Origin of the sequence: Rhizobium sp. BT03, from assembly GCF_030053155.1 — a bacterium.
In the GTDB taxonomy this organism is placed as follows: domain Bacteria; phylum Pseudomonadota; class Alphaproteobacteria; order Rhizobiales; family Rhizobiaceae; genus Rhizobium.
This window is the reverse complement of record NZ_CP125640.1, coordinates 92,668-119,346: the sequence shown is the minus strand read 5'-3', so window position 1 is coordinate 119,346 and position 26,679 is coordinate 92,668. Positions and strand designations below refer to the sequence as shown.

The following is a 26,679-nucleotide window of genomic DNA, read 5'->3' as shown; positions in this document are numbered from 1 at the left end:
ATGCGTTAGTCAAGAGGTAAACACGCTTGAAGGACCACAGGTCAGGTCGAGCCAGTTTGTGGCGCATATCATACCTGACAATTATATGGATCATGAATAGCTGGCGAACTATGCATAGATGTTTGTATCGATAACGCGACGGCGGTCTGACAGGCGGCGCGCCTATCCTAGCCATGGGATCTTGTAGAGAAGACCGGGATTAGTGGCCGCCTTTTTCTGGTGTCTTAAGCGATGACAGCAACGCCTGAGCAGCTCCACCGTCAATCATACACCATCCGGTTTTTTGGAATGCCTGCTGAAGATCTGCTTGAGCTCGTTTGTTATCTCCTATGGCACGGAGAGCTTGCAATCGATGAACATAGAATTCATTGCATTCCTTTGCATCAAGCGCCTGGTCGAATTCCAAAATCGCTTTGTGATAGTCCTCCTTATGGGCGAGCCACTTGCCGAGAAGAAAATGAATCTCTGACGTCAATTTATTGCGGGTGAAACTATAAATGCCGTCTTGCGGGATGAACTGGACGAAGTCTGCCAGGACATCCGGATTGCTGATACCACCGTCGGTTTTGCTAAACTGATCCAGCTCTTCTTCCAGCGCGTCAAACTGCTCGTCCAACTGGCCCATCCTTATATCCCCACTGTACACCCTCCCGGCTATGAAAGCCTTGCGATAGCAGTTCGGTTCCGCCAGGGCGATTCGCCCCAACGTCTGCCAAAGGTTGGTAGTCGTTGAAATGCGAGCGTCAGGGAAATTCTCCAAAGATCGGCCGATAGACTCACGCATATGCACACGATCGGCATCGCTATTCGAATCGAGGCAAATACGGGCGATATCGAAGAAACTCGAGCGCGCCATCGCCGAACTGGTGCGGGACAGCCCCGGCATCCGGGCCGCAGCCCCCGTGAGGCGATCGGGATGTTCCTCGAGGTATCGCGCGACGCCAAGATCTTTGCCTTGCACTGCGTCGCTATCAGCGGGGCTAGGTCCGCTTATCGAAACCATGGAATTCGCATCGGGTGACCCTATCGGACCGATGGCGGCAAACCCATCTGCAGGAACGGTCAAAAGGTCGTGGAACCGGGTGACGAGTTGGATTTCGTCCACGCTGAAAACTCCGACCGCGCTCGCGAGAAATCTGTCGAGCAGCAGCCTGCGCATTTCCTCGGAGAAGGCGTCCAGGTTTGGCCCTTTCCTGCGCGGCGGAATGGCCGCCCAGACGGCGGCAACAGCCTGCGGGCCATTCGCGGCATCGAGCGTCGGCTTCCAGCGTGCAAGCACTCGCTGAATTTCCATGCGCCGCTCCGGCGTCGCCGAGCGATAAGCGTCGGCAAGAACGTGCAGTTTGAGTTCGCGTTCTGCCGCAGGTGTCGCCAGGATCGGACCGACCAGGTCTCGATCGGAGCCTGAGAGCAGGCTCGTTCCAAGCAATCGATCGACGCGACGGTGCAACTCCGCCAGCCATTCGCGATTTTCGAGATCGCGCACCGTGATGGAAGTTCCTTTGCTGCGATCGTGGAAGTTCAATAACTCGGCCGAATTGACGAAGTCGATCACGTCGAAGAGTGCGCTGTCAGGCAGCCGATCGTCGTTTGCGACGGCATCAAGCGCTGAGAAGACGAGTTCCGAAACGACAGTCTCGGCCGGTCGGTCCAGATCGTCTTTCAACTGGAGGAAAGTTGCGATCATGATCGGCGCCAGGATGAGCGCCGCCATGGAAAGGATAAGCTCGCCGACAAATATGCCCTGCACATAATCGTGCCAGTGATTGCGCAAGGCGTTGGGCCTGGGCTTAGACCAGAGTCCCCGACGGTCCGCACGCATCACCCGCCGCAATGAGGCACCCACCGCCAACCGATTGATGAAGAATGCCATGACGATGCGCGCAATCAGCAGGATCGGAATGCACGCCAGACCGATCATCTGCGCGATATCATTCGACGTCGACAAGCCGCCTGCAACGATCAGGCCGAGGATCACGAGGAAAAGCGCGCCCTCCCGCGTGAGACCGGCGGCAGCCGATCGCGTTATCGGAAAGATCAAGGTTTTCCAGTCGAAACGGCGCGGCCAGCGACGACGCTCTACGGCCTCCTTGTGAAATTTGACGAGTTCGACCGTCTGCAACGCGAAAATACGATCTTCAGGCGGAAAGACCGGCAAGCCGGTCTGAGCATCAGCGTATGCCCCACGCCCCGTCTTTCGCCGCTGCAGAATGCCTCTTGCGGACTGCGCGTGCGCCACCCACGAGAAATACATCATTGCAGCATCCTGGCCGCAAAGACGAACGAGCAATTCCGGCCGCTCGGCAAACCGGCAGTGCTGCTCAACCATTTCGACAACGGTGGCAAAACCGTGCCCCTGCGTGAACTCTTCAAGGGTCTCCAGCGCCTGAAGCTCCTTGCCAGGGAGGATCGGAGGGAGATGTCGGCCGATTTCCTTCAAAAACTGCTCATGGCGTTGCAGACTGAGGCTTGCAGCCATGTCGAACAGCTGGCTCCACGACTCTGTCTTCCTGGCTACCGGGCCGGCACTCCACGGGCGCTGCTTATCCGGTGCTACGATTTCGTTCAGACGCTCGAAGATCTGGCGGTCGCGCTCATCTTCGATCGGCCCGGCATACGCGTGAAATACGGCAGCACTCGTGGATTCCTTCTCCGTTTCCGCATTGTCGCCGGCGTCGGGTATTGCCTTGTCATCTTCAGCCGATAGTTCTGGCAGCAGCGCCGCGTCTATCGTCTGCTGCTCGCTGGAATTGTCGGCGGTATAGGTACTTGTCAGCAGCGCGAGGTCCGCATCGATCCCCCGATCGTCCCCGTCGTCAACGGTCAACGCTGGCAACTCGGCTGACTTCGCCCAGTCCAGCGCCGCTTCCTTCGCGCCGACCAGCCGCTGGAATCCCTCCGGATCCTCATCGGGCCGAAAATCGCGCAGCCGCCGGGCATAGGCGCGTCGAATGTCGTTCTCATCCTGAGTCGGTGCGATCTGCAGGAGCGTCCAGCAAGTTTCAGCCATGGGATCAAAGAATTCTGCGTTCGAACTGATTCAATGTTTCGGCAAATGCGCGGCGCACGCTGTCGAGGTCATGGTTCGCCTGGTCCTTCAGCGCTGTCTCAAATTGCAGGAGAAGCTGCGCGATATGCTCCCGCACCGGCCCAAGCGATTCGGCATAGAGCCTTTCCGCGCGGGCGATCAGCGAGCGGTTTTCCTGCTGGTCTCGTGGCGCTAGCTTAATGGACGCAAGTGCCGCGAAACTCTTGTCGAGTTCCTGGTCGCTGAGATTGGATTGGTTGCGGAAGACTTTCCGTTCGACATGCTTCGTCGAAGTCACTTTGACCTCGACTTCCAGCGCACCGTTGATGTCATAGGTGAATCGTACCCCTACAGATTCCCGACCGGCTGGCCCCGGCGGGACCGATACATCCACGGTGCCGATCCGCACATTCTGGGACGGACGCATATGCTCCCCCTGTAGCACCTCGATACTCACTTGCGTCTGCATGTTCGACGCCGTCCAATAGGTATTTTCCCGGCTGATGGGAACTACGGCATTGCGCTCGATGATTGGTGACAGAATGACACCATCAGGCGCCCTGGGATCGAGGACCGACGTCCCCAGGGTGAACGGGCATACATCGGTCATGATGATTTCATCGAGAGCACCACGGCGATGCTTCAAGCCTGCCTGCACCGCTGCACCGATCGCAATGGCGTGGTCGGGCCGCGCATGGACCAACGGAAAGCGGCCGAACAGTCTGGTAACGAGGTTGCGCACTAGCGGCATCCTTGTGGCGCCGCCGACCAGGACGATCTGATCGATCTTGGCGATGTCGATGCGCGCGTCGCGAACGGCACTTTCGATCGGCGTACGCATCCGCCTCAAGAGCGGGGCTGCCGCCTCCTCGAAGGCGCCGCGGCTGACTTCCCCCGTGCATGGGGTCTTGCCAAGCGAGAAATCATAGGCTGCTTCGGCCTTGTCGGTCAGCGCGAATTTGATCGTTTCCGCCTCGCGCAACAGCCGAGCCCGCTCGGCCGGATCGAGCTTGGCTTCGTTCAACTGGTGCCGTTTGACCAGGAATTCGATGAGCACATCGCGAAAATCATTGCCGCCAAGCAAGGAATCGCCGGCAGAAGCTCGGATCTCCATCACGTTCTCATACTTGTGCAGAAGCGACACATCGAACGTTCCACCGCCAAGGTCGAGAATCAGGAAACAGCCATCTCCGGCCGCCTCCAACCCATGCGCCAGCGCCGCGGCAGTCGGCTCGTTGATCAACCGCTCGACATTCAGACCGGCGAGCCGCGCCGCATCCAACGTTGCCTTGCGCTGAGGATCGTTGAAATAGGCGGGAACCGAAATCACCGCCTCGACGATTTCCTCGCCGAGCTTGACCTCGACATCGTCCTTGAGCGACTTCAGCACCAATGCCGACAGTTCCTCGGCCCGCCAGGTCTTGCCGGCGAGCTGTGCGCCGTTGGCGCTTCCCATCCAGCGCTTGAAGGAGGCGACGGAGCGCTCCGGATGCGTGATCAACCGGTCGGCCGCCGCCCTTCCCACCAGCAACACGCCGTCATCGGCAACGCTGACCGCCGACGGCGTCAGGGTTTCGCCAAGCGCATTGGGAACGAGTTCCGCACCACTCTCGGACCAGACCGCCACCAACGAATTGGATGTGCCAAGATCGATACCGATAATTGCCATAAAAACCTCAAATGCGAATAGGGTGGCGTGCCCGCTACCTGGATGGAAACAATGAGTCGTCTTCTATGCCGCGCGGGTCATCCTAGTTCGAGAACTGGCCGCACTGCGTGTTCGGCGCGGTGCGGCATGAAGCCGGGCGGCGAGCAAAAATGCGCTTTTGGGACCAACGATTGACGAACTAGATATTTGGAGGGGCGCAGGATGCATTCCGGATAACAGGTGAGATGTCTTTATACATCTCATAGTTGATCTAAATTGCAACATGCTTCAAAAAGCCGATAAAAATTTATAGATGGTGTGTTGATCTTCAGGGTCCGGCTTGGCGTCAGCTCGCGCAATCATAACCGGCCCTCCGGACAGTCGCGGCAGGATGGCCGTCAGACATGATCTAACTCGCCAGCACGTCATATAGTAAAACGCCGAAAGCCGCGGGCGGCTTCCGGCGATGTCAGACCTACCCGCTTCGTTGGACCTCAGGAACCGGAAACGACCTTCAGATTGCCGCCGTGGCTGCCGCCCGCAAAAATCTGCTTTCGGCCGAATTCGTTGTTGAAGGCCAGGCGCTGATGCTCGCGGGTGATGCCGAGTTCGGGGAAGAGCAGCTCGGCGACACGATAAGCCTCTTCCAGGTGTGGATAGCCGGAGCCGATCACCGTATCGATGCCGATCTCCTGGTATTCGGCAAGGCGCGCGGCCACCGTCTTCGGCGAGCCGACAAGCGCCGTGCCGGCCCCAGCGCGCACCAGGCCGACGCCGGCCCATAGGTTAGGCGAGACCTCGAGCTTGTCGCGGCGGCCGCCGTGGAGGGCAGCCATGCGCTTCTGGCCGACCGAGTCGGATTCGTGGACGAAGCGCTCCTGCGCCTCGCGGATCGTATCGTCGTCGAGGTGACGGATCAGCCGCTCCGCAGCCTCCCAGGCCTCTTCGTCGGTTTCGCGCACGATGAAGTGCAGGCGGATGCCGAAGCTCACCTCGCGGCCGCGCTCGGCGGCCGCCTTGCGCACCTTGGCGACCTTTTCGGCCACCTGTGCCGGCGGTTCGCCCCAGGTCAGATACTTGTCGACGCGGCCGACCGAGAAATCGATGCCTGCATCCGACGAGCCGCCGAAATAGAGTGGCGGGCGCGGGTTCTGCACCGAGGGAAAGCCAAGGCGCGCATTGGTCGCCTTGATATATTTGCCGTCAAAACTCGCCGTGCCCTTGTCCAGCAGTTCCTCGAAGACAGTGAAAAACTCGTCGGCATGGGCATAACGCTCGTCATGCTCGAGATGGATGCCGTCACCGGCAAGCTCGGCCGGGCTGCCGCCGACGACGATATTGAGCAGCAGGCGGCCGTTGGAGATGCGGTCGAGCGTCGTCGCCAGGCGCGCGTAATAGGCCGGCGACGCCGTGCCGGGGCGGATCGCCACCAGGAACTGCAGCTTCTCGGTCTTGGCCGCGAGCGCCGCTGCCGTTACGAAGGATTCCTCGCAGGCAACCCCTGTCGGCAACAGCACACCGGAATAGCCGAGCCGGTCGACGGCCTGGGCGATCTGCGTGAGATAGCCGATTTCAGGCGCGCGGTTGAGATCGGCGGAACCGAGATAGGTGCCGTCGCCCGACGTCGGGATGAACCAGAGGAAATTGATGGGATCGGATGTGGCGGTCATGGAAACGGTCCTTTGCTGCGAAATTCGAACATCAGCTCGCGCGGGACATGCAGGACGTACCTGCGCGCGCCGCCACACGGATGCTTGGGAGGATCGCGGTAGCGGCGGAGGGAATGCCGGGGTTTTGTCTGCGCGTGAACATCTGAAATATCCTGTCGATCGATGGCGGCTGGCCGGAAACAGGAGTCGCCTTCGATTGCTGGAATATTGCATAGACTATAAATTATATCGACAATATCAACTTGCCATTGTCGTCCGCTTTGAGGAATAATTTTTCCCGTTCTGTCACTCGTCGGCAAGCGCCTGCCGATAGCCGCCTTCTTCCGCTATCCCTCCCGCCGTTCGGCAGCCAGCCGCTCCCGGATAAAGCCGGCCCCGCCGGCAAGGCGTGTCGCCAGCAGGCTGGTGGGATCGACCATGCGCCAATAGGGCGTGATCATCGAAACCGGTTCTCCCTTTTGCAGCGCGAGGAAAGACAGACCGGCAATCACGCGCAAATGCCGCTGCACGGTAACCGGACAACAGGCGTCCGCCCCGTATTTGGCAGCGAGGCGGCGGCGAAGGACGCCAAGCTCGGTGAAAACACCTTGCTGTGCCGATCGAATCTGCTCTGCGACCATCTGCTGGGATGGAATAAGCATCGACTGCATTCCAGTGCGGCCTTTGCGCCGCGGCTCGATCGTCGGAGTTTCGCGCATGTCACCCCCGGAAACACTTGCCTAGTCTCCATTTAGGGCTGAGGCGAACGGCGACCAGCCTCATGTCCGTCTATCGCAAGGAACTCCGTCTTCACGGCTTTTCTGCTCCGGCCGTTTCGGTTAATCCTCAGGACCTCGCACTCGGGATAAGGACAGGACATATGGTTAAAGTCGCATTCATCGGTCTCGGCGTCATGGGTTTTCCCATGGCCGGTCATCTGAAGACGAAGGGCGGCTACGATGTCACCGTCTATAATCGTACGGCCGAAAAAGCCGTCGCCTGGGCAGAAAAATTCTCCGGCAAATCCGCATCCACGCCGGCCGAGGCTGCCGCGGGCGCCGATTTCGTCTTCGTCTGCGTCGGCAACGACGAAGATCTCCGGTCGGTGACATCCGGCGAAAACGGTGCCCTTCACGGCATGAAGCCGGGTTCCGTGCTGATCGACAACACCACCGCCAGCGCCGAGGTCGCCCGCGAACTTTATGCCGCTGCAAAGGAAAAAGGCGTCGATTTCATCGACGCTCCTGTCTCCGGCGGCCAGGCCGGCGCTGAAAACGGCATCCTCACCGTCATGTGCGGTGGTGACGAGGCCGTCTTCGAACGCGCCAGGCCCGTTATCGACGCCTATGCCCGCATGGTTGGCCTGATGGGGCCGGCAGGCTCAGGCCAGCTGACCAAGATGGTCAACCAGATCTGCATCGCCGGCCTCGTTCAGGGGCTTGCCGAAGGACTGCATTTCGGCAAGCGCTCCGGCCTCGATATCGAAAAGGTCGTCGAGGTGATCTCCAAGGGTGCGGCCGGCTCCTGGCAGATGGAAAACCGCCACAAGACCATGAACGCCGGCAAATATGATTTCGGCTTCGCGGTCGACTGGATGCGCAAGGATCTCGGCATCGTGCTCACCGAAGCCCGCCGCAACGGCGCCAAGCTGCCGGTCACCGCCGTCGTCGACCAGTTCTATGGCGACGTGCAGGCAATGGGCGGCAATCGTTGGGATACATCCTCATTGCTTGCCCGCCTCGAAAAATGATCGGCCCCTCCTCCGATGCCGCTGAACTGATCGCGCATCTCGAAACGCTGCGTTCGGAGGAGAATGTCGCCGGCATGGCGCGCTTCGGCATCGTCACCACCCGCGCCCTCGGCATTGCCAATCCCGATGTCAAGGCGATCGCCAGGCAAGCGAAGAAGGATCACGTCAGAGCAATGCAGCTCTGGCGGAGCGACATCCGCGAAGCCCGTTTGCTCGCCCTCTTTACAGCCGAGCCGAAGCGGCTGACGGAGGAAGAAGCCCGGCATTGGGCCGATGATTTCAACTCCTGGGAAATCGTCGATTGCGCTGCCGACCTCTTCGTCGAGGCCCGGCTGGACGAACTCGTCGCAGAATTCGCCGACGACGAGCGGGAATTTGTCAGGCGCACTGCCTTCGCCATGATTGCAGGTGCCGCCGTCCATCGCAAGACGGAGCCCGACACCAGCATCCTTGCCTGGCTGCCGCTGATCGAAGCTCATTCCGGCGACCCTCGAAACTTCGTGCGCAAGGCGGTCAACTGGGCACTCCGCAGCATCGGCAAGCGCAATCTCGCCTGCCATGCACCGGCCCTCGTCGTTGCAAAGGCGCTGGCGGAAAGCCCCGACAAAACCGCCCGCTGGATCGGCAAGGATGCCGTCAAGGAACTGGCCGGCGAAAAGCTGCTGGCACGGCTGAAATAAACGCATGCCGTTTCAAGGCGAAGCCCTTGTTCGTCAATGCTGCTTCTTCAATGCTGCTTCATCAATGCTGGCGGGATTTTTCGACCAGGAAATCGATCAGCACCCGCACTGCCGGCGGCATGCCCTTGGCGGTCGTGAAGACGAGATAGAACTGGCTCTCCTCCGACTGCCAATCCGGCAGCACCCGCACCAGTCTGCCGGCCCGGAGATCCGCCTCGCAGGCGCTTTCGAGCAAAAGCCCGAAGCCAAGACCAGCACGGGCCGCGTCCAGGATGGCGGTCATGCTGCGGCAGGTCAGCCGCGGCTGATGCCGAATCACCCGTTTGGCATCATTCGGTCCGATCAATTCCCAGCTGTGGAACGACACCCATGAGGTCATTGCCAGCGTCGGAAGCCCGGCGAGCTCGTCCACGCAATTCAAGCCGGTACGCTCGACCAGCGAGGGACTTGCGACCAGGATGCGCCGCGCCCGGTCGAGCTTGCGCATCGTCAGGCTCGTCTGCGTTTCCGGCTCGTTGGTCGCCCTCACCTCAAGATCGATCCGTTCGTTGATGAGGTCGGCGCGCCGGTCGGAACCGATGATCTGCAGCTTGATCTTCGGATAACGCTCCAGGAATTCAGGCAGGATTCCGCCGACCGAGATATCGACGAGGCCGAGCGGGCAGCCCATCCGCACCACGCCTTGCGGATCGGATTGAGCCTCGCTGACGATCGACTTGGCGCGGTCGGCCTCCTGCAAAATGGTCTGGCATCTTTCGTAGAAAGCCTGGCCGATCTCCGTCACCCGGAAGTGGCGAGTGGAGCGTTCTATCAGCCTTGCGCCAAGCCCTTCCTCAAGGCGGCTGACCCGCCTGCTCAGCTTCGATCGCGGGATCTTCAGATCGCGACTTGCAGAAGCGAAGCCGCCGCTGGAGACGACAGCGGCGAAATAATAGTAGTCATTGAGATCGTCCATAAGAACAAGCTGCCCGCGAGAAGGAAATGAATGCCGGCCCCCTGCAGAGGTTGTATCCCCTCTCCCAAAAAGCTGTAATCACATTGTCGGCATTGGATTTTCTTTACGCGACCTGTTGCGGCAACGCCGGCCGACGGCCAAAACGGAAGAGACCAACAGTTGCGTGCGCGCGACGATGCTGTCGACCGATCCAGCTCGCTTAAAAATTGAAATGGGAGTGGCAAGAAGCCGGCGTGCAATACGCAACGAACCGGTTCGGCTCCTCAGAAAAGGCTTCGGAAAGATGCCCAGAGGACTGCGCGTCAAAAACGCTGCAAGGACGGCCCGGCAGGGAAGACCGGACCCGTCCCCGTAGCTGATCGGAGGTCACTCGGATCAGAAACTGATTTGAAGCGCCCCCGGTCCGAAGACCGGGAGCATCCACTAAGTGGATTAGAACGAACGCTGCAGGCGGAAGTAGCCCGAAGTGGAGTCGTCGCCATCATCCGGATCGAGGTACTGAACCGAAGCCTTGGCATAGAAGTTGTCGACGATCTGGTAATCAACCGTCAGACCGACCTTCCAAGCATCGCCGAGACCGTCGAAGTCATCCGGAACAGCCGTGCCACCGCCGAAGTAGTTGCCGTAGTACTGAACGGCCGGGGTGATCTTGAGCTTGTCGGTTGCCTTGATGGCGTATTCGGCAGCGATAGCCCACTCAGCCGACGAGTAGTAGGAGTTCGGGCCGGAAGAGTAGACGCCAGCGAGGCCGAGCGTGCCGGGGCCGATGTCAACCGTACCCATAGCGCGGATTGCGCCGTCTTCGTTGTCGAAGTCCCAGCCGCCAGTGATCTGGTAGCTGAACGCGCCAGCCGTGCCGCCAACGCCGAAGGCGACGCCAACGTTGTTGGAGGTTTCGTCGGCCTTGTAAACGCCGTCTTCGAGTTCATCGACGCTGAGACCGGCGTAGAAGGTGCCGCTTTCATACTGATAACGCATCGAGTTGTGCAGCGTTACAACAGAGCCGATGTCGTCGGTTTCGCCGGAGAGGCCGTCGTCCCACCAGCTGTAGAAGAGACCAGCGCGGAAGCCCGCGATGTCGAGATAAGCGGAGTCGAGGATGGCGTCCTGATCGGTGGCGTTGTCAGCATTGAACTGCATGACGATGACGCCGGTCAGCGGACCATATTCGGTGTCGCTCTTGGCGGTGAACTGAACCTGACCGCGAGTGACGGCATCCCAGTCGGAGTCGTTAGGACGAGCTACCGAGTCGCCCGGGCGATCGCCAACGTTGACCTGGAAACGGATGTAGCCTTCGATCTTGAGGCAGGTTTCGGTGCCCGGGATGTAGAAGTAGCCGGTGCCGTAAGCGTCGCAGACGCGAACATATTCAACCGGTTCCGGCTCGGCAGCAACGATAGCGTCAGCTGCAAGAACCGGCGTCGATGCAGCAAATGCTGCTGCTGATGCAAGCAAAACCATTCTGATGTTCATTTACCAATCCATTCCTTTGTCGATCGGGGCTGGCTTCCAATCGGGTAGTCGATTTGAAGCCGGCCCAGTTTGAACAGCCATCTCGGCGTGCGGATCGATCGAACCGCCAAACCGTCATCCCATACCAGGCCTTATCAAGCAATTCTTGATACACGCCGGATGGCTCCCGCAAAGCAACTTTCCCCAACAGCGTGATTTTTATACAACAATATCAATTATTTAGACAGAAAACACGACAAGCGGCTCCGCGACGGAAATCCTCCATCGCAAGCCGCAAACGCTATGCCCCATTTGTCAAATACTCCACCGTTCGACCCCCGTCGAACATTATTGGTGAAGTGCATAAACTCTACCGCCGGCTAATCAACACATACAAGGCAGCGGTTTAGAACATGGTGTTCTGAATTCGATACCAATGAGACGAAATGATGACATAACGCTCACCGGTTCCGTACAACATAGCGTCGTATTTCTTACCAGGCTATGTATTTTTCTAAATTTTGGTGAGATTCGAGCGTTTTTTCGCTATTTCTGGGGCTTTTCTGCAGTCATGACGACATTCCGCCCTTCCGCACTGACCGGATCCGCGCGCTCAGACGCGGTTGGTTGGATCGACTCAAACAGCACAATCCTCATGCCTTCCGGCAGTGCGGCCTTGCGGCCGCACTGCCGAATTCAATCCTCATTGGATTTGGCATTGTCGAGAATCATGTAGTCGAGCGGCAGCTGCGTCGAATACTTGATCTGCTCCATCGCAAAGGCGGAGGAGACGTCGCGAATCTCGATCTTGGCGATCATCCGCTTATAAAAGGCGTCATAGGCGGCGATATCGGGCACGACGACTCGCAGGAGATAGTCGACATCGCCGCTCATCCGGTAGAATTCCACCACTTCGGGGAATTCGGCGACCACTTCGGAAAAGCGCCGCAGCCATTCGATCGAATGGGTGGCCGTGCGAATCGACACGAAGACCGTGACCTTGGTGTTGACCTTCTCCGGATCGAGGATGGCGACCCGGCGCTTGATGACGCCGTCTTCTTCCATTTTCTGGATGCGCCGCCAGCATGGCGTCGTCGACAGCCCGACTTTTTTGGCGAGATCGGCCACGGCAAGGGTCGAATCTTCTTGCAGCAGACGCAGTATTTTTCGGTCGAGGCGGTCCATGCGCGCAACAGTCCTTTCGAATTATTTTCTTTGTATAGCGCGATTCCGCGCGACGAAAAGAATTTTGTTTCAAGAAAGCAGCATTTTCGTTCGATCCTGCAAGACCGGGAGCAATTCTTTCTCGAACCACGGGTTGCGCTTCAGCCAGCCGCTGTTGCGCCAGCTCGGATGCGGCAGCGGCAGCACCGCCGGCGACCGGTTGGACAGAAGGCTGTCCCGCCAAGCCCGCACCGTCTCGGTCATATTGTCCCGCCTTTCCGCCCCCATATGCCAGGCCTGCGCATATTGGCCGATGACCAGTACCAGTTCGATCTGCGGCATGGCCGCAATCACTCTTTGCCGCCAGAACGGCGCACATTCGCGACGCGGCGGCAGATCCGCGCCCTTGGCGTCATAGCCGGGAAAGCAGAAACCCATCGGCACGATGGCGAATCGGTCGCGGTCGTAGAAGCTCGCTCTGTCAACGCCGAGCCATGACCGCAGCCGATCGCCCGAAGCATCGTCGAACGGCAGGCCGCTCTCATGCACCCGAAGCCCGGGCGCCTGCCCGGCGATCAGGATGCGTGCGCTCGACGAAATCACTGCCACCGGCCGCGGCTCGTGCGGCAGCCGATATGCGAGGCCTTTCGCCGGCGCGTCACGACAGATACGGCAGGAGGCGATTTCCTGCCGCAGGCCTTCCAGCCCGATTTCATTGGTCATGACCTCACTCCCATCCGACGATCCGCCTGATGAAGCGCAGGGGGCCACCGGAAGCAGAACTCTGGCGCGCGTGGTCGCGCACATCGCGCGGCCGCTCGAAAGTCCCCACCCAGAGCCCCGCCTTCGCGGCCCTCGCCTCGGCCTCCTCCTTGCCGTAACCGCCATAGGAGATTGCCATGCCCCGGCGCACCATAGCGGCGTTGATGTCGCCGCCCGTCCCGCTCCGGCAGATGACAAGCAGTCTGTCGTAGCGGTCGCGCCGGCTGCCCCGGCAAAGCGTTCCCGATGCCAGAACCATGCCCTGCAGCGCCTCACGCGCCGCCCGTCCGCAGGCCCAGGCATGCCCCGCCCGCTCGCAGCTCTGGTTGAGCTCCGGTGCATCGATGCCTTCGAGGCGCAAACGTTCGCCTCCTAAAGTCAGACTGTCGCCATCGGCAGCATGGAAAGCGCCCGCATATTCGACGCTTCCTGCATCGTTGAGCTTGGCGGCGATCAGCGCCAGGAGCGCCAGCAGGGCAAGAGCGGTCACGCCGTCGCGAATCAGGCGCAGGCTCCGTGTCACGCTTTCGCCTCCTTAAAAAACAAATCCTTGGCAAAGATGGCAAACATCTTCTTAAGAATTGCCGGTTAAGCTCTTATCCACCCTGGGATGAAGTTTCAACGTGCACATGAGTACCGGCGTAAGCACATCGACCGACAAGATTATCGTCGACAGGTCGCGCAGCCACCGCAACAAGGCCGTTTCCAAGGCCGTGCGGCAAACGCGCGAACGTCTTCAGTCCGGCCATGCGTCCAATTCCTCCTTCGACCGTGACGTCCTCAAGATGTATGTGGCGTCGATGCTGCAGGGCGCGACGGTCATGCCGCTCTTCATCGTCATCATCACCGCTCTTGGCGTTTATTTCACTCAAGATACGCAGTTGCTCTTCTGGGCGCTGCTGACGCTCACCTGTCACACCGGCAATATCCTGCTGGCACGGCGCGCCCGCCGGCAGGAAATCACCCCAGAGAGCGCCCGCAAATGGCGCCGCCTGCTGCTGCTCGGCCAGGTCCTGCTCGGCTGCTGCTGGGCGGTCTTCGCGCTGCAGGGCTGCGACAGCTGCGAGCCGTCGAGCTTTATCCTTTATAAGGGTGCGACGCTGCTGATCGCGCTTTCCGTCACGGCGATGTCGAATTTCATGCTGACGCCTGCCGTGCTCGCAGCCTTCGCGCCGGCGGTTCTGGCGCTCGCCGCCAAGAGCGGCCTGTCGCGCGACCTCCTCGAAATCAGCCTGACGGGGCTCTTCACCAGCACCCTCGTCTTCTTCAACTATATCAGCGACCGGCTGTTCAAGTCGAACCTCAGGATCCTTTCCTACCAGTCGGAAAAAGACGACCTGATCGCCGAGCTTGAAGTGGCGAAATCGATGTCGGACGAGGCGCGCCGCCGCGCCGAGGAGGCTAACCTCGCCAAGTCCCGCTTCCTTGCCTCCATGTCGCACGAACTCAGAACCCCGCTCAACGCCATCCTCGGCTTCTCCGAGGTGATGTCGGCCGAAGTCATGGGGCCGCTCGCCAATCCGACCTACAAGGAATATGCCGGCGACATCCACCGCTCCGGCCAGCATCTGCTCGATCTCATCAACGAGATCCTCGATCTCTCCCGCATCGAGGCCGGCAAATATGAGCTGAGCGAGGAGGCGATCTCGCTTCTCGATATCACCGAAGATTGCATCGGCATGGTCCAGCTGCGCGCCCGCGCCAAGAACATCGCCATTTCGGATCAGTTCGAGCGGCAGCTGCCGGCCATTTGGGCGGACGAGAAGTCAATGCGCCAGGTGGTGCTCAACCTTCTCTCCAATGCGGTCAAGTTCACGCCGCAGGGCGGCGAAATCCACGTCAAGGTCGGCTGGACGGCCGGCGGCGGACAATACATTTCGATCAGGGATAACGGCCCCGGCATTCCGGAAGAAGAGATTCCCGTCGTCCTGTCGGCCTTCGGCCAGGGCTCGATCGCCATCAAGAGCGCCGAACAGGGCACCGGCCTCGGCCTGCCGATCGTCCAGGCGATCCTTGCCAAGCATGACGGACAGTTCGTGCTGAAATCAAAGCTGCGCGAGGGCACCGAGGTCATCGCCATCCTGCCCGCCAAGCGCGTGCTCCAGAGCCTGCCGGCCGTCGAAGAGGCCCAGGCCGTCGCGCGCAAGCGCAAGAGTTTCGCCTGATTCAGCCAAAGCATGATGCCGACAAGTGCCAGCGGTTTTCGGGCAGACGTCATGCATCATTTATTTGCGGCAGCCCGGCATGACTTAGGCCGATTCGGCCTAAGTCATGCCGGGCTGAAGAACAGGTGTTTGCCGAGGATGAAGCCGAGATAGAGGCAGCAGGCGGCGATCATGCAGCTCACCGCGAAGGAGCCGAGATCCTTGGCATGTTTGCCGACGATCGAAATCTCCGGCGAAATCCGGTCGATCACCTCTTCGACGGCGGTATTCATCGCCTCCATCGAAAACAGCCCGAGAAACAGCAGCACCGCAACGACGATCTCGCCCGCGCTCGCCCCCACCAGCGCTAAGGCCGCGATCGAAACGACGAAGAAACCGAGTTCCTGGCGGAAGGCTGCCTCTTTCAGCACCCGCAGGAAGCCTGCCCAGGAATAGCTGGCGGCAGCGGTGAAATGCCGAAATCCGGTCTGTTTCGTCACCGCAGGCTTCGTCAAGACGCCTCTCTCCTCTTCCAGACCGGGAAAGGCTTTGCCGTCCCTTTTTGATGACCGAATACGCAGATACCGAATCCACCTGGGCGGCGCAAGCGAAGCCGCGTGCGGATAAAGCATGTCGCGCAAAAGTGTGCAGCGGTTTTGCGGCAACGACATGCGTTAAAACAAAGAGCTAAAGCGCGTAGCATGAATCAAGTTTGACGCGACGCGCTTTAGACGGCGCCGACCACGGCCTCAGTCTTTGTTGGTCACGCCGGCCTGGGCAAAGGTCGCCATGCCGGAATGGCAGGCAGCGGCGGCTTTGACGATGCCGGCGGCGAGCGCCGCGCCCGTGCCTTCGCCGAGCCGCATGCCGAGCGCCAGAAGCGGCGTCTTGCCGAGCATCTCGATCGCGCGCAGATGTCCAGGCTCGGCGGAGACGTGGCCGATCAGGCAATGGTCGAGCGCGGAGGGATTGGCGGCTTTGAGGATCGCAGCAGCAGCAGTCGCGACATATCCGTCGATCAGCACCGGGATACGCTCCATGCGGGCTGCGAGGATGGCGCCGGCCATCGCCGCGATTTCGCGGCCGCCGAGGCGTCGCATGATTTCCAGGGGATCGTCGAGATGATCACCGTGGAGCTCGACGGCCTTTTCCACCGCAGCAACTTTGCGCTCCAGCATCTCGCCTTCCGAGCCGGTGCCGGGTCCGGCCCAGTCGCGTGCCGAACCGCCGTAGAGCGCATAATTGATCGCGGCGGCAATCGTCGTGTTGCCGATGCCCATTTCGCCGATGCAGAGCAGGTCGGTGCCGCCGGCAATCGCCTCCATGCCGAAGGCCATGGTTGCGGCGCAATCGCGCTCGGAAAGTGCTGCTTCCTCGGTGATGTCGCCAGTGGGATAATCGAGCGCCAGGTCGAAGACCTTCAGCCCGAGATCGTAGGCGACGCAGATCTGGTTGATCGCAGCACCCCCGGCGGCGAAATTCTCGACCATCTGCTGCGTCACCGCCGGCGGAAAGGGCGTGATGCCCTGCCTGGTGACACCGTGATTGCCGGCGAAGATCGCCACTAGCGGCCGGTTGACGGCAGGGGTGCGGCCCGTCCAGGCGGCAAGCCAGAAGGCGATTTCCTCGAGCCGCCCGAGCGCGCCCGGCGGCTTCGTCAGCTGCGCGTCGCGTTCGCGCGCGGCCACCAGCGCACGGGCATCCGGCCCCGGCAGGTCGCGGAGCAGGGTACGGAAATCGTCGAACGGCAGGCCTGAAACGCTCATCTGTGCGGTTTTCCTATGAATCCGGGTATTCTTGTTTTCACGCAAACCACTTGTTTGCGTCGAGCAAATCAGCTTCTTTGCGGTCGCAACTCTCTTAAAGCGGCCCGACGAGGCGAACAACTCCAAAAGCGCCCCCGCGAGCATAAGACCTTGGGCGGAACGAAGCAGAATGAAGATCAAGGACCTTGCGGTCGATACCGCCCGCGCCGTCGCCTTCCTCAGCCGCATTCCCATGCCGCAATCGTTGTTCAAAACCTATGACGGCAGGCTGGGCCGGCTGGTGCGCGCCTTTCCCTTCGCCGGCATCATCATCGGCCTCGTCCCCGCACTCGCCCTGCTTCTGCTTTTGGGGCTGCGCGCCGATCCACCGATGGCGGCCCTGATCGCGCTGTCCATCCAGGTCGTCGTCACCGGCGCGCTGCACGAGGATGGCCTCGCCGATACGGCCGACGGCATCGGCGGCGGCAAGAGCCGCGAGCAGAGCCTCGAGATCATGAAGGACAGCCGGATCGGCACTTACGGCGCGATAGCGCTGATCCTCTCCTTCGCGATCCGAGCGGCAGCACTTGCCGCCATTGCCGGCCACGCCTCGCCGCTCACGTCGGCCCTTGCCATTCCCGCCGTCGCCGCACTCAGCCGCGGCGCCATCGCCTGGCACTGGCAGCGGCTGCCGCCGGCCAAGGCCGATGGCGTCGCCGCCTCGACCGGCCAGCCGGATGAAGCGGCGATGCAATTTGCCCTCGCCTCGGCCGGCCTCGTGGCGGCGCTTCTGATCTGGCCGGCCTTCGGTCTGCGGCCGCTGGTCACCAGCCTGCTTGCCGCCGGCATCGCCGCACTTGCCTTTACCGCCTTCATCCGCCGCAAGCTTGCCGGCCACACCGGCGACACGCTGGGCGCGACGCAGCAAATTTGTGAAATCGCCGCGCTTTGCGCCCTTGCCACGGCTCTTTGAAACTCCGATATGTCCTTCATGCAAACACCCTGCATTCACGTCTGCTCGCTGGTTTCAGCCACCGGATTTTGCGCCGGCTGCGGCCGGACTCTCCAGGAAATCGGCAGCTGGGTGAGCTACTCCGACACCGAGCGGAGCCGGATCATGGCGCTGCTGCCGGCAAGGCTTGCAGGCGCCGCCGCGGTATCGAACCACATGGAAACAGGCCTCGCCAGCGGACCGGAGCGGCCTTTATGATCCGTTTGACCGTCTTCCTCGTCGTAATCGGCATCGGCCTTGCGCTGCTGATCGTCAACAATGACAGCAGCCGGATCCTCGGCCTGCAAAGCGATGACTTCGTTCGCGTCGTCTATCTGCTGCCGATCGCGCTGATGCTGTCGGCCGGCATCTGGGCGCGCCGGAGCAGCATCGGTGAAACGATGCGCCACATGATGATCTGGCTGGTGATCATCCTCGCGCTCGTCACCGTCTATCTCTATCGCCAGGACGCGCTCGGCGTCGGCAACCGGCTGCTCGCCGGCCTCGTTCCCGGCCGCGCCGTCGTCGTCACCACAAGCGAAGGTGGCCAGGAGATCATCCTGCACAAGCTGCTGAACGGCCATTTCGAAGCCGATGTCGCGGTCAACGGCCAGACGATCGAGATGCTCGTCGATACCGGCGCCAGCATGGTGGCGCTGTCGCACGAAGATGCCGAGCGGATCGGCATCGACCTTTCCCGCCTCAGCTATTCCATGACCGTCATGACCGCCAACGGCCGCGGCCGCGCAGCGCCCGTGACGCTCGACCAAGTGGCGATCGGCCCGATCGTCCGCAACAATGTCGCAGCCAGCGTCGCCGAGGATGGCCGGCTCGACCAGAGCCTGCTCGGCATGAGCTTCCTGGAAACGCTGGGCTCGCTGCAGATGCAGACCGACGAGCTGCGCATGCGCGACTGAGCCGCAGAGCTTGCGATTCGCTGTCGCCGCGGCTTTACGGCAGCGGTCGCTTCTGTCACCTTCAGGCGCAACAACAAGACCACAAAGAGCAAAAAGAAACTCCTAGTCCGGTGGCACCCCGCATGCTCGACCCGCCGTCGCCTGAGGCGAAGGCCCTGACCTATGGGTGCGACAGGAGTTTCGCGATGAATTCACTCTGGCCGATCGTCATCGGCGGCATTCTGCCCGCCATTTTCTGGGGCATCACCGCCATCTTCCAGAAGCAGAGCGCCACATCAGCCACCGGCGCCGCCGTCTATCTGATCGCCTTCGGCGGCGCCTGTGCGCTGGCCGGCCTGATCGCCGCGCTGATCTGGCGCCCGGCTCCCTGGACTGTCGAAGGTCTCGGTTTTGCCGCCACATCAGGCGCCTGCTTCGCCGTCGGCACCGGCCTCATCAGCTTCGCGCTCTTCGCTTACGGCGTCCCGGTGTCGAAACTCGCGCCTATCTGGAGCTGCAACGTGCTGGTGACGCTGGCAATCGGTGCTCTGTTTCTCGGCGAGGCCTCAGAGCTCAACATAATGAAGCTCGGCGCCGGCACCCTCCTCATCTTGTTCGGCGCCCTGCTGGTCAGCAGCGCCTGAGGGGAATGGGGCGCAACGCAGACAGGCCCTTCGTCGAAAATGCTCCTGCGTTGCAGCAGGTTCCGCTTTGTTGATATCCTGCGTCAAGGCGCCTGCGCGCCCAGCGGAGCTTGAAATGAATCCACGGCAATTGAAGACATTCCTTGCGGTGATCCGGCATGAAAATCTCACCCGCGCCGCCGCCGAGGTCAACCTCGCCCAATCGAGCCTCAGCGACCAGATACAGGCTCTGGAGGAAGAGCTTGGCGTGGAACTCTTTCTCCGCTCCCGCCAGGGTGTCGCTCCGACGCCGGCGGGTGCGGCGCTAAAGGCCTATGCGGAGGAGATTTTAGCGCTGAATGACGAGGCAAAGACCGCCGTTCGCTCTGCAGCCGGCAGAACCGAACAGTCCATCATCCTGGGCGCGCTCGAAACCATTGCCGCCGAAAGGCTGGCGCCCTGGCTCTCCCTCTTCCGCAGGCAGAACCCCAGCCTTGCTCTCAAACTCAAGATCGGCGGCAGCGGCGAATTGCATACGCAATTGCAGCACGGCTCGATCGACGTCGCCTTCACCTTTGATCGCGGCCAGCAGGACGAGCGCTTCGCGACACGCCGCATCTCCATCGAACCGCTGGTGTTGATCGCCGGCCGCGATTCGCAGGCCCCTTCATCTGAAGGCCTCGCGGCGCTGAGCACGGCGCCCTTTGTCGCAACCGAAACCGGGTGCGTCTATCGCCACCTCTTCGACACCACTTTTGAAGAAGCAGGCCTGCCGACACCGCCCATCGTCGCGCAAGCCGACAGTATCGCAACGATCATCCGGTTCGTTGCATCGGGCGCCGGTTACGGCCTCGTCCCGCGTCTTGCACTCGGCCCGGCCGCTGCGCGCAGCGATATTGTCGAGCTGCCATGGCCGGGCGAATCACCCGCGGCAGCGCTGGTGATGATGTGGCGGCGCCGGCGCGTGCAGCCGCCGGCGCTCACCCTCCTGCTGCAATCGGCCGGCGAAGAACTCTCGCCGGTCAGACCAGCCGATGCCCGCCTTCGACATGCAGGATAGTGCCGGTCGTGAAACCATTGCCGACCAGGAAACGGATCGCGTCGGCAATATCCTCCGGCTGACCGACACGCCCGGCCGGCAGGCGTTGCGCCATCGCGTCGAGCGTTGCCTGCTTGGCGTCACCGGCAACGGAATTCCAGATCGGCGTATCCACCCACCCCGGCGACACGGCATTGATGCGGATCGGCGCCAGTTCGACGGCAAGCGCCCTGACCAGACCTTCAAGCGCCGCATTGACGGCGGCGACCACCGATCCGCGCGCCGCCGGCCGATAGGCCGCGATACCTGAGGTAAAGGTGATCGATCCCAACGGCGGCAGATGGGCGGCGCCATATTTCGCCAGCAGCAGCGGTCCGTAGAACTTGCTCTCGACCACCCGTTGCACTGCAGCAAGCTCGATCGCCGGCAGCAACTGATAGGCGCCTTCAATATCGGCGGCCGTGCTGACGATATGGTCGACCGGTCCGCTATCTCGAAATAGCGCCGCAACCTCCTCCTCTCGCGATATATCGACAGCGCACGTCCCGAGTTTCGGATAGTCGCCGAGCTGGCGGCAAGCTGCTGCAAGCCTCTCTTGACTACGCCCCGCGATCGTCACCAACGCCCCCTCATCGAGCAGGCGCCTGGCAAGCGCCAAGCCCATGCCCGAGCTGCCGCCGACGATCAACACCTTCGCGCCTTCGATCCTGATTTCAGTCATCTCGCATCTCCATTTGAATGGGAGAGCAGATGCCTCGGGTCGGTGCGGAAGAAAAACGGAAGAAATCGATGGCATCATCGGATTTTCCGATGATGCCATTCAAGCGTCAGTTGCGCAGCCGGTAGCCGGTCTTGAAGATCCAGCCGAGCGTGCCGAGGCAGATCGCCAGGAACACTGTGATCATCGCCAGGCTGATCGCCGGGTTGACGTCGGCGATCCCATAGAAACTCCAGCGGAAGCCGCTGACGAGATAGAGCACCGGATTGAGGTGGCTGACCCCCTGCCAGAAGGGCGGCAGCATGCTGATGGAATAGAAGCTGCCGCCGAGGAAGGTCAGCGGCGGCACGACCAGCATCGGAATAAGGTTCAGCTGTTCGAAATTACCGGCCCAGATGCCGATCATGAAGCCGAACAGGCTGAAGGTGATTGCCGTCAGCAGGAAGAACAGGATCATCATGAAGGGATGTTCGATCCTGACGTCGACGAAGAGATTGGCGGTCAGCAGGATGATAAAGCCGATGATCATCCCCTTGGTCGCCGCCGCCCCGACGTAACCAAGCAGGATCTCCGTCATCGCCACCGGGGCCGACAGCACCTCATAGATCGTACCGGTGAATTTCGGGAAATAGATGCCGAAGGAGCCGTTGCTGATGCACTGGCCGAGCAGCGTCAGCATGATCAGACCGGGCGTGATGAAAGCGCCGTAAGACACGCCCTCCACCTCCTGGATGCGCGAGCCGATCGCCGCACCGAAGACGATGAAATAGAGCGAAGTCGAAATGACAGGCGAGATAACGCTCTGCAACAGCGTGCGGCGCGTGCGCGCCATTTCGAAGAAATAGATCGATTTGACTGCTTCGACGTTCATTTTGCCGCTCCCACCAACGCCACGAAGATGTCTTCGAGCGAACTCTGCCGCGTCGACAGATCCTTGAAATGAATATTGTTCTCGCCGAGCCGGGTCAGCAGTGTTCCGATGCTCTCCTGCTCCTTATCGGTATCGAAATCATAGGTCAGCCGGGCGCCGTCCGCCTCCAGCGTCAGTCCGTTGCCGGCAAAACAATCCGGCAGGCGGCTCAAAGGTTCGGTGAGATCGAGAATGAGCTGCTTGCGGCCGAGCTTGGCCATCAGCGCCGCCTTGTCCTCGACGAGCAGCAATTGCCCGCCGTTGATGACGCCGACGCGGTCGGCGATCTCTTCGGCCTCTTCGATATAATGAGTGGTCAGGATGATGGTGACGCCCGAGGCCCGAAGCTCCTCGACCACGTGCCACATATCCTTGCGCAGCGTCACGTCGACGCCGGCTGTGGGTTCATCCAGGAACAGGATATCCGGCTCATGGGAGAGCGCCTTGGCGATCAGCACCCGCCGTTTCATGCCACCCGAGAGCTGGCGCAGCATATTGTCCTTCTTGTCCCACAGCGAAAGGGCGCGCAGCACCTTCTCAATATGAGCCGGATTGGCCTTCTTGCCATGCAGCCCGCGCGAAAAGCTCACCGTATTGAACACCGTCTCGAACTGATCGGTGGTCAGCTCCTGCGGCACCAGCCCGATCATTCCGCGGGTGGCGCGGAAATCCTTGACGACGTCGTGGCCGTCAACCAGCACCTTGCCGCCGGTCGGATTGGCAATGCCGCAAATGATCGAGATCAGTGTCGTCTTGCCCGCGCCGTTCGGCCCGAGCAGCGCCAGGATCTCGCCCTTTTCGACATTGAGGTTGATGCCTTTCAGTGCCTCAAACCCATTGGCGTAGGTCTTGGTGAGATTCTGAACAGAAATGATGGGGGCCATGCGGTACTCTTGCGGATTCTTAAGTGTTACTTCGGCCCGCTATATAATGCCTTCATGACGCTTTGACATCCTTGGAGACGTGAACACAGCATTCACGCCCCGCTAACACCGTCGGCCGCCGGCGCAGGCGACGCGGCGGCGAAAAGAAAGACTGCGGTCGATTTCGGATGTCATCATCCGGTGATCTTCGTGCCCGATAACAGAGCCGAGGCCAGCACCGGCATCCGCCCCGCTGCCCACCCCTTCGCGGAGCCGTCTCCGGGTGTTCTCGTTGCACCCTTTTTCGCTGCCTCGGCATGTAGTGAAAGTTATTGTTCAGTCACGAAATGCTTGGAACCGGCCAGCATCCCCTGTTCAGCCGCGTTCGTCTTAGCCGGCCTTGCGCCGGCTTTCTTTTTTGGTGGGTTCATCCAGCCTGACGTATTTGAGGATAGTGCCGCCACAGCGTGCAGCCATAGTTGCCTTCGCCTGCGCTCAGCGCATTCGCTCCCTATCGTCGCTCACCCCCTCATCTGCCTGCCGGCATCTTCTCCCCGCTGGGGAGAAGGGAATCGTGGCAGCGTGCGGCTTGCTCCCCCTTCTCCCCAGCGGGGAGAAGATGCCCATCAGGCCAGATGAGGGGGGTGAGGAGCATCAGCGACGAACGCCTTGAGCGCAAGCGAAAGGCAATTGAGACGTACCATGCCTCTCAAGCCCCCCTCATAACTCATCATAATTGAACCAGTCGAAATCCGCGACCTTCCCTCTCCCCGACGTATCGAAGGCAAACACACCAGTAAAGGCGCCGGTGAAGGAGCCGTGTTCGCCGCGGCCGCCCTCATCGGAAATCATGCCGGCGTCGAGGATCGGGCCGATCGGCTGCCAGGCGCCCTTGCCCTCGGTCTGCCAGAAGAATTGCAGGTCGTTCTCGCGGATTTCCATGGCGAGTTGGACACGGCCCTCGACTGGGATCGCCACGCCGCTTTCGGCGGGGAAGCTGAGGCGTCCGTTCGGATAATCGCCGTTGCAGGACAGGATCGTCACACAGCGGCCGAGTGTTTCGTGCAGCGTCACGGCAACGGCGTGGAACTTGTGGCGGTTGTAATAATGCGTCAGCCCCGCGACCTGCTGATAAGTATCGGGCGAAAACTCGACCACGGTCTCGGCGCGGAAGCTGTGATGCTCCTGGCGGCGGGCGACCAGCGACTGCTCGAACCAGGAACCGACGCTTTCTCGCCCGATCAGCCTGAGATAGCCGGGACGGTCCGTCAGGTTGAAGATGCGCTCGGGCTCAGGCGTGCGCAGCCACTGGAAATCGGCCGGTAGCGTGCCGCCGTCGAAGCCGTATTCGCTGCGCATCGGCTTTTCCGCAGGCACGGCGCCGAAGAGACCGGGCACATCGACATCGGGCACCGAGGTGCCGTTTTCGAGATAGAGCCAGTCATCGTCGCGCCAGACGCACCTCTGCAGGCTCGTCTCCCGCCCCAGCGTGCAGCGCCGCTTCGGCGGCAGCGGCCGACCGCAGAGATGGGTGTGATAGGCCTCACCATCAGGCGTCTCGACATATTGGCCATGGCCCGCCCGCTGCAGCACCGCCCCCGGATGATCCTTGGAGGTGATGAGATGCATGTTCGGGTGCATCTCATAGGGTCCGTCGATCGCTCGCGACCGCGCCATGGTGACGGCGTGGTCGTAGCCGGTACCGCCTTCGGCGGTCGTCAGATAATACCAGCCGTTCTTCTTGAAGAGATGCGGGCCCTCGACGAGGCCGAGCGGGCTGCCGGCGAAGATGTTCCTGACCGGCCCCTTCAGCGCCTTGGTCGCCGGGTCCCATTCCTGCAGCAGGATGCCGTCGAAGGCCGGCGATTTCGGTGAGCCGCCATAGCTCTCGGTGCGATGATTCCACTGCATGTTGAGGAACCACTTGCGGCCGTCATCATCATGGAAGAGCGAGGGGTCGAAGCCGGAGGAATTGACATAGACGGGGTCGGACCATTCGGCCTCGATCGAGGGAGCGGTGACGATGTAGTTCGGCGCATCCTTGAAACTGCCGTCGAAGCGCTTGACATCGGTATAGACGAGCCAGAACTGCCCGTCGGCATAGGAAAGGCACGGCGCCCAGATACCACAGCTGTCGGGATTGCCGCGCATGTCGAGCTGCGACCGGCGCTCCAGCGGCCGGCGCACCAGCGTCCAGTTCACCAGATCGCGCGAATGGTGGATCTGCACCCCAGGGTACCATTCGAAGGTGGAGGTGGCGATATAATAATCCGCGCCGACGCGGCAGATCGACGGATCCGGGTTGAACCCGGGCAGGATGGGATTGCGGATCATGATGCGGCCTCCTCCGAGGTTTATATGTGGTACGTACGTCAAATGTAGGCGGTTACCTCACCTCCCCACCCTCATTCCTGTGCTCGTCACAGGAATCCAGCCGCCGCGCGTCTGCGCGGCAAAAGAGTCTTTTCAGCCCAATGACTTGGGCTGGCTGGATCTCTGTGACGAGCACAGAGATGAGGGAGATGGTGGCAACCCTCAGTCTCCACTCTTCTGTGGATCGCTCTCTCGCCTTCCCTACTCCCGCTCCGCCGACTTCGCCCAAAGATTGATATCCGCCTCACGGGCATAGACGTCGATCTCTGCAAGCTCCTCGGCCGAAAATTCCAGATTATCCAGCGCCTTGACGCAATCGACGATCTGCGCCGAGCGGCTGGCGCCGATCAGTGCCGAGGTCACGCGTCCGCCGCGCAGCACCCAGGCGATCGCCATTTGCGCCAGCGTCTGGCCGCGCTTCTCGGCGATCTCGTTGAGCTTCCCGATATTGTCGATGATCGAAGGACGGATGAAGTCGCGTTTCAGGAAATGGTTCTGCGCCGCGCGGCTGTCATCGGGAATACCGCCGAGATACTTCGTCGTCAGCATGCCCTGGGCGAGCGGCGAGAACACGATCGAACCCATGCCGACCTCGTCGAGCGTATCGAGCAGTCTGTCGTCCTCGACCCAGCGGTTGAGCATCGAATAGCTCGGCTGGTGGATCAGGCAGGGCGTACCGAGATCCTTAAGGATGGCGGAGGCTTCGCGGCTACGCTGCGAATTGTAGGAGGAGATGCCGACATAAAGCGCCCGGCCGGAGCGGACGATATGGTCGAGCGCGCCGCAGGTCTCTTCCAGCGGGGTATCGGGGTCGAAACGGTGGGAATAGAAGATGTCGACATAATCGAGGCCCATGCGCTTCAGGCTCTGGTCGCAGGAGGCGATCAGATATTTGCGGCTGCCCCACTCGCCGTAAGGGCCCGGCCACATGTCGTAGCCGGCCTTGGAGGAGATGATCAGCTCGTCGCGGAGGCCGGAAAATTCGGTGCGCAGGATCTCGCCGAAAGCGGTCTCGGCGCTGCCGGGCGGCGGACCGTAATTGTTGGCGAGATCGAAATGGGTGATGCCGAGGTCGAAGGCCGTACGGCACATGTCGATCTTGCGGTCACGCGGCGTGTCGCCGCCGAAATTGTGCCAGAGGCCGAGGGAAACGGCTGGCAGCTTCAGGCCGGAACGGCCGACCCGATTATATTTCATCTTCGAATAACGGTCTGCGGCTGGTTGCCAGCTCATTTGGAAGTCTCCTGAACCTGTCTAAAATTGCTTCCCTTTCGTATCCGTCCTGAGCG

24 protein-coding genes are annotated in these 26,679 nt (G+C 61.0%); 8 read left to right on the top strand and 16 right to left on the bottom strand.

The annotated features are described in order from the left end of the window. Window positions 1–199: 199 nt before the first annotated feature. The 4 genes from QMO80_RS00600 to QMO80_RS00585 form a co-directional block, all read right to left on the bottom strand. Window positions 200–3,010: a hypothetical protein gene (locus QMO80_RS00600; protein ID WP_283198450.1), complete on the bottom strand. Its 2,811-nt coding sequence runs from the start codon at window positions 3,008–3,010 to the stop codon at window positions 200–202. Between the two features lie 4 nt (window positions 3,011–3,014). Next, window positions 3,015–4,697, bottom strand: coding sequence for a molecular chaperone HscC (locus tag QMO80_RS00595; RefSeq protein ID WP_283198449.1), 1,683 nt, complete (start codon window positions 4,695–4,697; stop codon window positions 3,015–3,017). A gap of 473 nt (window positions 4,698–5,170) precedes the next feature. After that, window positions 5,171–6,346 (bottom strand): FMNH2-dependent alkanesulfonate monooxygenase, encoded by a 1,176-nt coding sequence (gene ssuD, locus QMO80_RS00590; RefSeq protein WP_283198448.1) that lies wholly within the window; start codon window positions 6,344–6,346, stop codon window positions 5,171–5,173. Between the two features lie 326 nt (window positions 6,347–6,672). Further along, on the bottom strand, window positions 6,673–7,044 hold the full coding sequence (locus tag QMO80_RS00585; protein ID WP_283198447.1) for a hypothetical protein: 372 nt from the start codon (window positions 7,042–7,044) through the stop codon (window positions 6,673–6,675). 161 nt (window positions 7,045–7,205) lie between these two features. Here QMO80_RS00585 and QMO80_RS00580 point away from each other — a divergent pair, with 161 nt between their 5' ends. Further along, on the top strand, window positions 7,206–8,075 hold the full coding sequence (locus QMO80_RS00580) for an NAD(P)-dependent oxidoreductase (protein WP_283198446.1): 870 nt from the start codon (window positions 7,206–7,208) through the stop codon (window positions 8,073–8,075). Further along, on the top strand, window positions 8,072–8,755 hold the full coding sequence (locus tag QMO80_RS00575) for a DNA alkylation repair protein (RefSeq protein WP_283198445.1): 684 nt from the start codon (window positions 8,072–8,074) through the stop codon (window positions 8,753–8,755). Before QMO80_RS00580 ends, QMO80_RS00575 begins: the two co-directional genes overlap by 4 nt. 61 nt (window positions 8,756–8,816) lie before the next feature. Here QMO80_RS00575 and QMO80_RS00570 read toward each other — a convergent pair whose 3' ends face one another. From QMO80_RS00570 to QMO80_RS00550, 5 genes are all read right to left on the bottom strand, one after another. Next, on the bottom strand, window positions 8,817–9,710 hold the full coding sequence (locus QMO80_RS00570; RefSeq protein ID WP_283198444.1) for a LysR substrate-binding domain-containing protein: 894 nt from the start codon (window positions 9,708–9,710) through the stop codon (window positions 8,817–8,819). Window positions 9,711–10,142: 432 nt separating this feature from the next. After that, a complete protein-coding gene (locus QMO80_RS00565; RefSeq protein WP_283198443.1) occupies window positions 10,143–11,183 on the bottom strand; it encodes a porin in 1,041 nt (346 codons plus the stop codon). A gap of 675 nt (window positions 11,184–11,858) precedes the next feature. Then, the gene (locus QMO80_RS00560) at window positions 11,859–12,347 is read right to left on the bottom strand and encodes an Lrp/AsnC family transcriptional regulator (protein ID WP_003540387.1); all 489 of its coding nucleotides are present in this window, start codon (window positions 12,345–12,347) and stop codon (window positions 11,859–11,861) included. A gap of 69 nt (window positions 12,348–12,416) precedes the next feature. Next, on the bottom strand, window positions 12,417–13,049 hold the full coding sequence (locus tag QMO80_RS00555) for a uracil-DNA glycosylase family protein (RefSeq protein WP_283198442.1): 633 nt from the start codon (window positions 13,047–13,049) through the stop codon (window positions 12,417–12,419). 4 nt (window positions 13,050–13,053) lie between these two features. After that, the gene (locus tag QMO80_RS00550; RefSeq protein ID WP_283198441.1) at window positions 13,054–13,611 is read right to left on the bottom strand and encodes a thermonuclease family protein; all 558 of its coding nucleotides are present in this window, start codon (window positions 13,609–13,611) and stop codon (window positions 13,054–13,056) included. Between the two features lie 106 nt (window positions 13,612–13,717). On the opposite strand from QMO80_RS00550, the gene QMO80_RS00545 reads away from it, so the two are divergent. After that, window positions 13,718–15,253 carry a HAMP domain-containing sensor histidine kinase gene (locus QMO80_RS00545; protein WP_283198440.1) on the top strand — a complete coding sequence of 512 codons (1,536 nt, stop codon included), beginning with the start codon at window positions 13,718–13,720 and terminating at the stop codon, window positions 15,251–15,253. 104 nt (window positions 15,254–15,357) lie between these two features. Here QMO80_RS00545 and QMO80_RS00540 read toward each other — a convergent pair whose 3' ends face one another. Beyond that, window positions 15,358–15,747: a diacylglycerol kinase gene (locus tag QMO80_RS00540; RefSeq protein ID WP_283198439.1), complete on the bottom strand. Its 390-nt coding sequence runs from the start codon at window positions 15,745–15,747 to the stop codon at window positions 15,358–15,360. Window positions 15,748–15,981: 234 nt separating this feature from the next. Continuing rightward, a complete protein-coding gene (cobT, locus tag QMO80_RS00535; RefSeq protein ID WP_283198438.1) occupies window positions 15,982–16,998 on the bottom strand; it encodes a nicotinate-nucleotide--dimethylbenzimidazole phosphoribosyltransferase in 1,017 nt (338 codons plus the stop codon). A gap of 169 nt (window positions 16,999–17,167) precedes the next feature. Between cobT and QMO80_RS00530 the strand changes: the two genes are divergently transcribed. The 5 genes from QMO80_RS00530 to QMO80_RS00510 all read left to right on the top strand — a co-directional run bounded on the left by QMO80_RS00530 (window position 17,168) and on the right by QMO80_RS00510 (window position 20,547). Beyond that, window positions 17,168–17,950 (top strand): adenosylcobinamide-GDP ribazoletransferase, encoded by a 783-nt coding sequence (locus QMO80_RS00530; RefSeq protein WP_283198437.1) that lies wholly within the window; start codon window positions 17,168–17,170, stop codon window positions 17,948–17,950. A gap of 18 nt (window positions 17,951–17,968) precedes the next feature. Continuing rightward, window positions 17,969–18,187: a DUF1289 domain-containing protein gene (locus tag QMO80_RS00525; protein ID WP_283200078.1), complete on the top strand. Its 219-nt coding sequence runs from the start codon at window positions 17,969–17,971 to the stop codon at window positions 18,185–18,187. Then, window positions 18,184–18,885, top strand: coding sequence for a TIGR02281 family clan AA aspartic protease (locus QMO80_RS00520; protein ID WP_283198436.1), 702 nt, complete (start codon window positions 18,184–18,186; stop codon window positions 18,883–18,885). The genes QMO80_RS00525 and QMO80_RS00520 overlap by 4 nt, the downstream gene beginning before the upstream one ends. A 185-nt stretch (window positions 18,886–19,070) precedes the next feature. Next, window positions 19,071–19,508 carry an EamA family transporter gene (locus QMO80_RS00515; protein ID WP_283198435.1) on the top strand — a complete coding sequence of 146 codons (438 nt, stop codon included), beginning with the start codon at window positions 19,071–19,073 and terminating at the stop codon, window positions 19,506–19,508. A 115-nt stretch (window positions 19,509–19,623) separates the two neighbouring features. Beyond that, entirely contained in the window at window positions 19,624–20,547 is a 924-nt protein-coding gene (locus QMO80_RS00510; protein WP_283198434.1) for a LysR family transcriptional regulator, read from the top strand. Here QMO80_RS00510 and QMO80_RS00505 read toward each other — a convergent pair. From QMO80_RS00505 to mgrA, 5 genes are all read right to left on the bottom strand, one after another. Continuing rightward, window positions 20,510–21,247, bottom strand: a complete 738-nt coding sequence (locus QMO80_RS00505) for an SDR family oxidoreductase (protein WP_283198433.1) — start codon at window positions 21,245–21,247, stop codon at window positions 20,510–20,512. The genes QMO80_RS00510 and QMO80_RS00505 overlap by 38 nt on opposite strands. A gap of 106 nt (window positions 21,248–21,353) precedes the next feature. Continuing rightward, the gene (locus QMO80_RS00500; protein ID WP_283198432.1) at window positions 21,354–22,115 is read right to left on the bottom strand and encodes an ABC transporter permease; all 762 of its coding nucleotides are present in this window, start codon (window positions 22,113–22,115) and stop codon (window positions 21,354–21,356) included. Further along, a complete protein-coding gene (locus tag QMO80_RS00495; protein WP_283198431.1) occupies window positions 22,112–23,038 on the bottom strand; it encodes an ABC transporter ATP-binding protein in 927 nt (308 codons plus the stop codon). Before QMO80_RS00495 ends, QMO80_RS00500 begins: the two co-directional genes overlap by 4 nt. A 699-nt stretch (window positions 23,039–23,737) precedes the next feature. Then, window positions 23,738–25,351 carry a glycoside hydrolase family 43 protein gene (locus tag QMO80_RS00490; protein WP_283198430.1) on the bottom strand — a complete coding sequence of 538 codons (1,614 nt, stop codon included), beginning with the start codon at window positions 25,349–25,351 and terminating at the stop codon, window positions 23,738–23,740. 240 nt (window positions 25,352–25,591) lie between these two features. Then, window positions 25,592–26,623 carry an L-glyceraldehyde 3-phosphate reductase gene (gene mgrA, locus QMO80_RS00485; RefSeq protein WP_283198429.1) on the bottom strand — a complete coding sequence of 344 codons (1,032 nt, stop codon included), beginning with the start codon at window positions 26,621–26,623 and terminating at the stop codon, window positions 25,592–25,594. Window positions 26,624–26,679 lie beyond the last annotated feature (56 nt).